The 10666-nt window shown below is 69.2% G+C and carries 8 protein-coding genes; 3 read left to right on the top strand and 5 right to left on the bottom strand.

Going from position 1 to position 10666, the window contains the following annotated elements:
* Window positions 1-50: 50 nt before the first annotated feature.
* The 5 genes from ACWD04_RS32085 to ACWD04_RS32065 all read right to left on the bottom strand — a co-directional run bounded on the left by ACWD04_RS32085 (window position 51) and on the right by ACWD04_RS32065 (window position 6854).
* Window positions 51-878, bottom strand: coding sequence for a carbohydrate ABC transporter permease (locus ACWD04_RS32085; protein ID WP_451137264.1), 828 nt, complete (start codon window positions 876-878; stop codon window positions 51-53).
* An 89-nt stretch (window positions 879-967) separates the two neighbouring features.
* Window positions 968-2323, bottom strand: a complete 1356-nt coding sequence (locus tag ACWD04_RS32080) for an ABC transporter permease subunit (protein WP_451137263.1) — start codon at window positions 2321-2323, stop codon at window positions 968-970.
* Window positions 2324-2332: 9 nt separating this feature from the next.
* The gene (locus ACWD04_RS32075) at window positions 2333-3658 is read right to left on the bottom strand and encodes an ABC transporter substrate-binding protein (protein ID WP_451137262.1); all 1326 of its coding nucleotides are present in this window, start codon (window positions 3656-3658) and stop codon (window positions 2333-2335) included.
* Window positions 3659-3721: 63 nt separating this feature from the next.
* Entirely contained in the window at window positions 3722-5392 is a 1671-nt protein-coding gene (locus tag ACWD04_RS32070) for a glycoside hydrolase family 13 protein (protein WP_451137261.1), read from the bottom strand.
* A 196-nt stretch (window positions 5393-5588) separates the two neighbouring features.
* Window positions 5589-6854: an ABC transporter substrate-binding protein gene (locus tag ACWD04_RS32065; protein WP_451137260.1), complete on the bottom strand. Its 1266-nt coding sequence runs from the start codon at window positions 6852-6854 to the stop codon at window positions 5589-5591.
* Between the two features lie 135 nt (window positions 6855-6989).
* Between ACWD04_RS32065 and ACWD04_RS32060 the strand changes: the two genes are divergently transcribed.
* From ACWD04_RS32060 to ACWD04_RS32050, 3 genes are read left to right on the top strand one after another with little or no spacing between them, the layout of a single operon-like run.
* Entirely contained in the window at window positions 6990-7496 is a 507-nt protein-coding gene (locus ACWD04_RS32060) for a PadR family transcriptional regulator (protein WP_451137259.1), read from the top strand.
* The gene (locus ACWD04_RS32055) at window positions 7493-8263 is read left to right on the top strand and encodes an ABC transporter ATP-binding protein (RefSeq protein WP_451137258.1); all 771 of its coding nucleotides are present in this window, start codon (window positions 7493-7495) and stop codon (window positions 8261-8263) included. The genes ACWD04_RS32060 and ACWD04_RS32055 overlap by 4 nt, the downstream gene beginning before the upstream one ends.
* Before the next feature lie 4 nt (window positions 8264-8267).
* The gene (locus tag ACWD04_RS32050; RefSeq protein WP_451137257.1) at window positions 8268-10589 is read left to right on the top strand and encodes an FtsX-like permease family protein; all 2322 of its coding nucleotides are present in this window, start codon (window positions 8268-8270) and stop codon (window positions 10587-10589) included.
* Window positions 10590-10666: the final 77 nt, after the last annotated feature.

Genomic DNA, 10666 nt, shown 5'->3' with positions numbered 1-10666 from the left:
CTGTGGGCGCACGGACATGGAGTCCGTGCGCCCACAGGTATGTCCGCGCCCTACTTGACCGAGCCGGCCATCACTCCCTGGACGAAGTGCCGCTGGAAGGCGAGGAAGACGATCAGGGGTACGACCAGCGAGAGGAAGGCCCCCGGCGCCAGGATCCCGATGTTGGACCCGAACTGCCGCATCTCGGACTGCAGGGCGACCGTGAGCGGCTGTGCGTCGTTGGAGGCGAACAGCAGGGCGACGAGCATGTCGTTCCAGACCCAGAGGAACTGGAAGATCGCGAGGCTCGCGATGGCAGGCCTGCCCACAGGCAGCACCAGCTGGGCAAAGATCCGCCATTCGCCGCCGCCGTCCATCCGCGCGGCCTCCAGCATCTCCTTCGGGATCTCCGCGAAGTAGTTGCGCAGCAGGAAGACGGCGAAAGGCAGCCCGTACGCGACGTGGAAGAGCACCACCCCCGGAATGGTGCCGAACAGGCCGAGCTGTCCGAAGAGCTTGGCGATCGGCAGCAGGCCGATCTGCACGGGCACGACCAGCATGGCGACCACGGCCAGGAAGAGGACGTCGCGGCCCGGGAACTCCAGCCAGGCGAAGGCGTATCCGGCGAGCGCCGCGAGGATCACGACCAGGGCGGTGGTGGGTACGGAGATGAGGACCGTGTTCCAGAATGCCCGGGTGATGCCCGAGTCGGCCAGGAGAGCGCTGTAGTTGTCGAGGGACAGCTGTCCGGGATCGGTGAGGGCGGTCCACCAGCCGCTGCTCGCATTGTCGTCGTCGCCGCGCAGGGAGGAGAGGAACAGCCCTCCGAGCGGCGTGATCCAGATCAGGCCTACAAGGACCAGGAGTGCTTGGACCACTCCGTTGCCGAACCACCGCATCGCGCCGCGGTTCTTGGCGGACCGCGGTGGCCGTGGCACCTGCGGCGGTTCCTGGCGGGCCGCGACATCGGGCTCGGTGAGTGTTGTGGTCATGACTGACTCCTGCGGAAACGTCGTACGTTGAAGACCATGGCGGGTACGACCAGGAGCAGCAGGAGCACTCCGAGGGCGCTGCCGAGACCCTGGTTGTTGCCACCGCCGAAGGAGACCAGCCACATCTGGGTGGCGAGCACGGTCGCGTCCTCCTGCACCGGGCCGGGGGCGATGATGTAGACGAGGTCGAATACCTTCAGGACGTTGATGACCAGCGTCACGAAGACCACAGTCAGCACGGGTGACAGCAGGGGGACGGTGATGCGGCGGAAGATCTGCCAGCCGCCGGCGCCGTCCATCCTGGCGGCCTCGAGCGTCTCCCGGGGCAGTGCGGCGAGCCCGGCACCGATGAGCACCATGGCGAACCCTGTCCAGATCCAGAGATAAGCGCCGATGATGGCCGGTGTGACGAGGGCGGGGCCTAGCCAGGCGATGCCTTCGTAGGGTGCGGCGAAGTTCTCGGCGGGCAGGCGCAGACCGTATGTGCCCGGCTCGAGGCCGGTGAACCGGAAGGAGCCGTCCGCGGCGGTCGAGGTACTCCCCACCGTGCTTCCGTTCCTGACGGCCTCGACGGTCATGCCGGGAAGTCCGCTCTCCTCGGCATCCACGCGGCCGCGCTCGCCGCCGCCGCCGGGGGCGAAGTCGAGGTAGACCACACCACGGACCTCGTCGTCTCCTGCGGCCGTGGCTGCGGCCGGGGCCGCAGGGCGCGCGGCCGCGGCGATGTCCTTCGGCTGGATGCCCACGAGTCCGAGACCCGTGGTGCTGCCCGGCTCGACGGATGCTTCCGTCCGGTACGAGCCGTCCGGCTCCGGTTTGAGTCCCTCGCCGTCGCGGGCCCTCGCCGTGGGGTAGGCGGAGGTCCCGTTGACGCTGTCGTGGACACCGACGACGACCGCGTTGAGCACCCCCCGGTCGGGGTCCTGTTCGTAGGCCAGCCGGAAGATGATGCCCGCGGCGAGGAAGGAGACCGCCATGGGCATGAACAGCAGGAGCTTGAACGCGGTGGCCCAGCGGATCTTCTCCGTGAGGACGGCGAGGATCAGGCCCAGGCCGGTCAGCAGTGTGGGGGCGACGACCACCCACACTGCGGTGTTCCGGATCGCCTTGAGCGTGGCCGGGTCACGGAACATCTCGCTGTAGTTGTCGGCCCCGACGAACGTGTCTCCCGAGGCGTCGAAGAAGCTGCGGCCGATGGAGAAGACCACGGGGTAGAGCACGAGTGCCCCGAGCAGCAGCAGGGTGGGCAGTACGAAGGCGAGTGCGACCAGGCGCCGCCTGCGCCGGGCGGCGCGCTGCCCCGGCGCCGGGCCCGCGGCGGGCACCGCCGCGAGGGTGTCGATGGAAGTCACTGTCCGGCCTCAGTTCTTGTAGGCTTTGGCCGCGGCGTTCTCGAGCTGGGCCGCAGTGGCCTCGGGGTCCGAGGAGTCCCGGAGGAAGTCCTGCAGGATCTTCCACTCCCCCACGCCCTTGGTGCCGCCGAAGGCGGCGGGGGCCTGGTCGGACATGTCGAAGCGGACCGAGTCCCCGGCGTCGATGAGGGACTTCGCCGTATCGCGTGCGGTCCTGTCGCCGTAGCTGGAGAGGTCGAGTGCGGTGTTGGGGGACAGGAACCCTCCCGCCTGTGCCCAGACCTCAGCGGCTTCGGGAGTGGCGAGGAATTCCAGGAACGCCATGCCGGCCTTCTTGTTGCGGCCGTCCTTGAGTACGGCGGCGGCGTCGCCGCCGCTGACCACGGATGCCTGTCCGCCCTTCACCGCGGGGAAGGGGAAGAAGACGGCGTCGTCGCCGACTTTCTTGTCGTGCTGCTCCTTGGCGAGTGCGCCGACGAAGTCGCCCTCGTACACCATGCCGGCCTCGGGATCGGTCCCGAAGACCTTCTCGACCGAGGTGGGGAAGTCGGTGCGCAGGGCGCCGGAGGCGCCACCCGCGACGAGGTCCTTGTCGGCGAAGAGTTTGCCGAGCGTGGTGAGCGCTTCGACGACGCTCGGATCGGTCCACTTGATCTCATGGGCGGCGAGCCGGTCGTACTTCTCGGGTCCGGCCTGGGAGAGGTAGACGTTCTCGAACCAGTCGGTGAGGGTCCAGCCGTCCTCACCGGCCACGGCGAAGGCGGGCAGACCGGAGTCGGCGATCGCGCGGCCGGTCTCCAGCATCTCCTCGTAGGTCTTGGGGGGCGTGACGCCGGCCTGTTCGAAGGTCTCGGGGCTGTACCACACGGTGGATTTGTGGGCGGCCTTGAAGTAGAGGCCGTAGAAGGTGCCGTCGATGGTGCCGTAGTTCTTCCACACCTCGGCGAAATTGGCGCCGACGGTCTTCTCGGTCTTCGCGGAGAGGGGTTCCAGCCAGCCGCTTCCCGCGAACTGCTTGAGAACGCCGACCTGCGGGACCATGACGACGTCCGGGGCGTCGCCGCCCTCGATCTTGCTGCCGACGACGGTGGAGAGGTTGTCGCCGGTGGAGACGAACTCGGTCTTGGCGCCGGTCTGCTCGGAGAAGGCGTCCAGTACCTTCTGGAAGTTCTCCTGCTCGGTGCCGGTCCAGACACCGGCGACCGTGACGGTCTGCCCGGCGAAGTCCTTGCCCTCTCCGCCGGCGGCTCCGACGGGGTCACCGCCGCAGGCGGTCGCGCCCAGCGCGAGCAGGAGCATTGAACTGCTGAGCAGGTGAGTACGCGGTTTCGGCATGGCTGTGGCCCTTCGGTCGGGGACGGACGGGGTGGCTGTCGTTCGGGGGGCTGTGGAGCGAGGTCAGAGCGTGGCGCTGTCGGAGATCCACCAGGCCGCGGTCGCTCCGGGCAGTTCGCCGTCCGAGCAGGGACCGCTGGCGAGCAGAGGAGTGCCGGGCACCGGGGCGGGTACGGCCGTGGAGCCGAAGTTGACGGCGCATACGAGTCCGTCGCCGCGGACGAAGGCAAGGACGCCGGGCGGGGTCTCCAGCCAGCGCAGGGTGCCCTCGCCGAGCTGGGGAAGACTGCGGCGCAGTTGGAGGCCGTCGCGGTAGAGGTGCCAGAAGGAGCGTGTGTCGGCCAGTGCACGGTCGGTGGCGTGCTCGGCGAACCACTCGGGCTGCGGCAGCCACGGCCGGGCGTCGCCGCTGCTCCGGGTGAAGCCGAACGGCGAGGCGTGCCCTGACCAGGGCAGCGGGACGCGGCAGCCGTCGCGGATCCGCGCGCGGCTGCCCGTGCGGCGGAAGATGGGGTCGGTCAGCACCTCGTCGGGCAGGTCGAGAACTTCGGGGAGCCCCAGTTCCTCGCCCTGGTAGATGTACGCGGCTCCGGGCAGCGCCAGCATGAGCAGTGCGGCAGCGCGGGCGCGGGCGGCGCCGAGTCCGCTGGCTTCGGCGCCCAGTTCGCCGTACCGGGTGACGGTGCGGACCTGGTCGTGGTTGTTGAGCACCCAGGTGACGGTGGAGCCGGTGCCGGCGATGTCCCGGATGGCCTCGTCGATGGTGCCGCGGAAGGCGGCAGCGTCCCAGTGCGCGCTGAGCAGGTCGAAGAAGAAGGCCTGGTGCAGCTCGTCGGGCCGTACGTACTCGGCCTGTTCGCGGGGAGTGGGTACGGAGACCTCGCCCACGAGGAGCCGTTCCCGGCCGTCGCGTGCCGTGTACTCCTCGCACACCGCGCGCCAGGCCCGCCACACGTCGTGGACCTCGGGCTGGTTCCAGGCCAGCGGGTTGACGGAGTCGCGGGTCCGCTCGTCGATGCCGGGGTCGTCCGAGTCGGGCAGCTCCCGGTGCTTGAACAGTCCGGCGGCCACGTCGATACGGAAGCCGTCGATACCTCGGTCGAGCCAGAAGCGCAGGACGTGGTCGAAGTGGGCGCCCACCTCGGGGTTGCGCCAGTTGAGGTCAGGCTGCTCGGGGGTGAACAGGTGGAGGTACCACTGTCCGGGGGTGCCGTCCGGATCCGTGGTCCGGCTCCAGGCAGGTCCACCGAACATGGCGCGCCAGTTGTTGGGCGGCTCCTCGCCGTCCGGCCCGCGGCCGTCCGCGAAGTGGAAGCGGGTGCGGGCCGGGGCGTCCGGGCCGGCGGCGAGCGCCTCGCGGAACCAGGGGTGCTCGCTGGAGCAGTGGTTGGGAACGATGTCCAGCAGCACCTTGACGCCGAGCCGGCGCGCGTCGCGGACGAGCAGGTCGAATTCGTCGAGGTCGCCGAAGACGGGGTCGACGCCGCAGTAGTCGGCGACGTCGTAGCCGTGGTCGTGCTGCGGCGAGGGGTAGAAGGGGCTGAGCCAGATGCCGTCCACATCGAGCTTCTTCAGGTACGGCAGTCCCGCGCGGACACCGGCGAGATCGCCGATGCCGTCCCCTGTGCTGTCCAGGAAACTCCGGACGTAGATCTGGTAGATCACCGCGTCACGCCACCAGCGGGGGTGTGTGACGTCATGTACGAGGCCGTTTCCGGCAGGGACTGTGAGCATGGCCCGTTGACCTGTTCCGCTTGGAGATGCCTGACCCATGCAGGCGGAAGTTATACATGCATGTTAAGTAGGCGTGCCAAGAAGATGTCAATGAAGCAAGCAAAAGATGCCCGCAATAAGCAGGTATGACTACCCAGGAAACCAAAAACCCCTACCTAACATGTAGGTAGGGGTCCGCAGATAATGCGCGTCCTGTTCAGCTCTGTCGGCTGATCTCCCGCAGCTCCTCGGACAGCCGCCGCACGGCTGCCTCCGGCGACAGCCGCAGCGCCAGGGCGTCGCTCACCACCGCCTGCACGGCCAGCGTCACCTGGTCGTAGTGCGGGGTCTTGGGGCGGGGCTGGGCCGCCAGCACACTTCTGCGCAGCGCGGGCAGGTAGGGGAACTGCCGCTTCAACGCCGGATCCCCGTACAGCGCCGCCCGTACAGGGGGCAGCGAGCCCTCGGTGAGCACCTTCCGCTGCACCGGCTCACTGGTCAGGTACGCGATCAGGTCTGCTGCCGAGTCCTTGTTCCGGGAGTGCGCCCCCACGGCCAGGTTGGAACCGCCGAGCACACTTGCACCCGGCCCGTCCGGACCCGGCAGCGGTGCTACGCCGAACCTGCCGGCCACCACGGAGTCGGGGCCGTCGGCCAGCGTGTGGACGTACGGCCAGTTCCGCAGGAAGAGGAGCTCGCCGTCCTGGAACGCCCGCCGCGACTCCTCCTCCTTGTACTCCAGGGCTTCGCGGGGTATCCAGCCTTCGCGGACTCCCCGGGCGAGGAAGCCGATGCCCGCCTCCGAGGCTGCGGAGTCCACGGTGACGCGCTGTCCCTCACCACTGAAGAAGGAACCGCCCGCCGAGTGGACGGCTTCCGTGACATTGACCGTCAGCCCCTCGTAGGGCAGGAACTGTCCCGCGTAGCCGCCCAGCCCGTACCGGGGCGCGACGGTCTTCGCCTGCCGGACCAGGTCCTCCCAGGTGCGCGGCGCCGCTTCGCCTTCCCTGTCGAGAAGGTCCTTGCGGTAGTAGAGCAGTCCGGCGTTGGTCACATAGGGCACTGCGTAGAGGCGCCGGTCGAACGTGGCGGTGTCCACCACCGGGGGAAGGAAGGCGCCCAGCGGGAAGCGTCCACGTTCGAGCGGGGCGATCCATCCTGCGGCCGCGAACTCCGAAGTCCACGCCACATCGATGTTGAGGACGTCGAAGCGGCCCGATCCCGACCGCAGATCGGTGATCATCTGATCACGGCTCTCGTCCGCGGAATCGGGCAGCTCGACCAGAGTGACCCGCTCATCCGGGTGCCGGCGGTTCCAGCCGTCGAGCAGCGGGCCCAGGTAATGGGTGAGATCACCGGCGGTCGCCAGTGTCATCGGGCCCCGGCCGCCGTCCCGCCTTGGCTCCACACCGCTCGCGGTGGAACCTCCCAGGATCACCACAACGGTCAGAAGCACCCTGGCCGCGGTCCACGTCCACCGCATGGGTTCCTCCCCGTGCAACGCGCCGGCCTTCATCGCCCGGCGTCAGCTGCCATATATACCTGTTAGCCATGCGCGATACTAGGCGCGCACACACCAGGTGGAACGACCGATCCGGAGCGTAGGGAGGGAGGGCGCATGCGGCTGGCCCTTCTGACGCTTCTGGCCCGTGGGCCCGCCCATGGCTATGAGCTCATGCAGGCCCTTGAGCAAGTCCTGGGTGCCGCGTACCCTCAGCCGAACGTCGGCCAGATCTATGTGACGCTCGGCCGGCTGGAGAAGGCCGGGCTGATCGAGGGCGAGGAGGTCCCGCAGGCCGGTCGGCCCAACAAAAAGACCTACCGGCTCACGGAGGCCGGACGCGAGGCCGTACTGGCTTGGTTCGAGGAGCCGGCCGAGGAGGCGCGGGTCCGGGACGAGTTCTTCATGAAGCTCGCTCTCGCCCCCGGATCGGGGATGGCCGACCAGATCGAACTCATCAACAAACAGCGGCGCCGATACCTGACCACCATGCGGAACCTGTCGAAGCTCGCCGCTGCGGAGGACCGGGACAACCGCATCGCGCAACTCCTCATCGAGGGCGCGATATTGCACCTGCAGGCCGACCTCGACTGGTTGGAGCGCTGCCAGGAGGAGCTGGAATGAGCGACGAACCGACTCGCCCGGCCGCACCTATCCTGCGCGTGGAGGGCGTTACCAAGACGCACCACGGCGAAGGCGCCCCGGCCAGGGCGGTGCGTGGGGTGGACCTGACCGTGCACCAGGGCGAGTTCGTGGCCGTGACCGGCCCTTCGGGAGCAGGCAAGTCGACACTGCTTCACCTGCTGGGCGGGCTCCAGCGCCCGGACGGCGGAGGCATCTGGCTGGACGGCGAGCGGGTCGATTCCTACAGCGAAGGACGCTGGGCGATGCTCCGCCGCCGCCGCATCGGCATTGTGTTCCAGTTCTTCAACCTGGTCTCCAACCTCACCGTCGCCGACAACATCGAACTGCCCGCTCTCCTGGCAGGCAGTACCCCACGGCAGGCCCGCGCCGAACGACGTCTGCTCCTGGCCGAGCTCGGCCTCGACGGCAAGGAGCGCAGCATGCCCGGCACACTGTCCGGTGGTGAACAACAACGTGTGGCCCTTGCCCGCGCCCTCGTCAACCACCCCGGCCTGCTGCTGGCCGACGAACCGGCCGGCAGTCTGGACAGCAGGGGCACCCGCGAGGTCATGCGGCTACTGACCCGCTTCCACGCGCAGGGCCAGACCATCGTGCTCGTCACCCACGACGCACGGATGGCCAGCGCGGCAGACCGCGTGATCAGCTTCTTCGACGGCCGGATCACCGACGACGCCCGCCTGGACGGGGCCACCGACCGGCGGCGGCCGCGCGACGGCGTTTCGGGCGTCCTCGAGCTCAAGGACTGAAGTCATGTGGACGACGCTGCGCTGGCTGCTGGCGGACCTGCGGGCACACCGTGGAGAGGCCCTGTTCGTCGTTCTCGCCACGTCCGGAATCGTTGTCTCGCTGCTCATGGCCGGCGCCCTGGTGAGCTACGCGTCCGACCCGTGGCAACGTGTGTTCAGCCAGTCGAAAGGTGCCCACGTAGTCCTTCACACCCGCCCCGGTACCGATGTGAGTGGACTGCGCGAGCAAAACGGTGTCACGGCCGTGTCAGGTCCGTTTCGAACTGCCCAAACCTCGGTGCAGTCCTCGTCGAGCTCTGCCTCCGTGGAACTGCGCGAGATGCCCGTTGCGCCCCCGGCTGTCGGCCGCCCCGTGCTGGCCGAGGGGCACTGGCCCGCCCGTGGCGCCAACGGCCGGATCGTACTGGAGAGCGGGGTCGCCCAGGCTCTGTGGGCCGAGCCGGGTGATCTCCTCACCTTGTCCGGGAAGGACGGGAGCAGACGGTCCCTGACCGTGACGGGCATCGCGGACAGCGCGGAACTGCCCTATGCGGCCGGGAAAAGGCCCGGCGTCGGCTGGGTGAGTCCCGGCGAGGTGGACAGCCTGGCCCTCGATGCGAGCGTCCGCGGCCAATTCGTCGCTCTGCGGCTCAGCGATCCCGCCGACACCGACTTCGCCGTGCAGCGCGCCGTCACCGTGCTCGGTGCGGACAATGTCGTCCAGGTGGCGGACTGGCGTCGGGCACGTGCGGAGACCGAGAGCGACGACCGGCTGCTCGGGCTGCTCGTCGGTCTGTTCGCAACCGGTGCGCTGCTCGCCGCCGCGCTGGCCGTCGTCGGGGCGATCAGCACCAGGATCCGCAGTCAGCTGCGGGACATCTCCGTGCTCAAAGCCATCGGATTCACTCCTGGCCATGTCGTGCGGGTCTTCCTCATCCGCCATCTCTCCCTGGCCCTGCTCGGCGCCGCACTGGGCACCGTATCGGCGGAGACGCTCGGGGCCTCGGTACCGGGCCGGGTCGGCGAGGCCGTGGGCATGTGGCAGGAGTTGCCCGGCCGGCCCTGGTCCGCACTGTCCATACCCGCGGCGGCCGTCCTCTTCATCGGCATCGCCACGGCGCTCGCCGCCTGGCGGGCCGGCCGGGTCCCCTCGGTCCCCGCGTCCCCCTCCCCACCGGCTCCGAGCAACCAGATATCCGCCCTGACCAGGAGTGCGCTGGGGCTGCGGGGTGTACGGCTCCCGCCCTCTGTCGTACTCGGCTGGCGCGGCGCCTTCCCGCGCAGGGCACGCACCCTGGCGTCGACAGCCTCACTGGCCCTTCCCTTGCTCCTGATCACCGTCGCCCTGGGGACACTGACCACGATCGACCGCTTCCAGAGCCGTCCGGGTGAACTAGGGCTCGCCGCGTCCCTGACCGCACGTGCGGGTGACGGGATGGACGACGCAGGCCTTCGCGCCCTGCTGGAATCCGCGCCCGACGTATCCGCCGCACATCCCGGAAGCGAGGTGACCGCGCTGGTGCCGGGGCAGACCGGCACACTCTCGCTGCGGGGACTGGGCACCCTCGCCGAGCCGTATCCCTTCGCACTGGCGGAAGGACGTGCCGTACACGGTCCGGACGAGGCGGTCGCCGGGCAGGGGATGATTGATCTGCTCGGCATCGAGACCGGCGACTGGGTACGGATGACAGTGGCCGGCCGCCCCCAGATCCTGCACATCGTGGGCCGTGTGGTCGAACCGGAGAACGGTGGCCGAATCATCAGCACGAGCATGGACACACTGTGGGAACGCAGTCCGTCGATGCGCCCGGACTTCTACCAGCTCCGGCTCAGGCAGGGAGCCGACCCCGACGCGGTGCGCAAGGAGCTGGTCTCGGCCGCCGGCGGTGGCGCGGAGATCCGCGCCGTGAGCAATCCCGCGGACCGGCTCACCCCCGCCCGGGGTGTCATCGCCGGACTGGTCGGGGTCCTGGTCCTCATCGGCTTGACCGAGCTGCTCAGCATGGTCGGAGCGATCCTGAGTGACCGCAGGCGGGACCTGTTCGCTCTCCGGGCCATCGGCCTGACGCCACGCCAGGTGATAGCGGTCGTGATGGCGGCCGGCGCGTTCAAAGCACTTGCGGCTGCCCTGTTGGCCACGGCACTGGGGGGCCCCCTGACTCGGTGGTTGATCGACAAGCAGGCCGCATCGATGGGCATCGGCTCCGGAGTCGCGGAGCTGCCGCCGCCGTGGGTCCTGCTGGCGGTCGTCGGTGGTTCGTGCCTCGCCGCGCTGCTGGCCGCCGCGCTGCCGGCGACCCGGGCCGCCCGGCACCGCCTCGGTGACACCCTAGGCACCGTGATCTGAGGCGGTGCGGCGCAGAGGCCCACGGTCAGTGGTGCCTGCTTGTCACGTGTGGCCCCCTGCGCGAGTCGGGACATCTT

The organism is Streptomyces sp. NPDC002911 (genome assembly GCF_053591835.1).
This window is presented reverse-complemented; position numbering and strand designations above follow the sequence as displayed.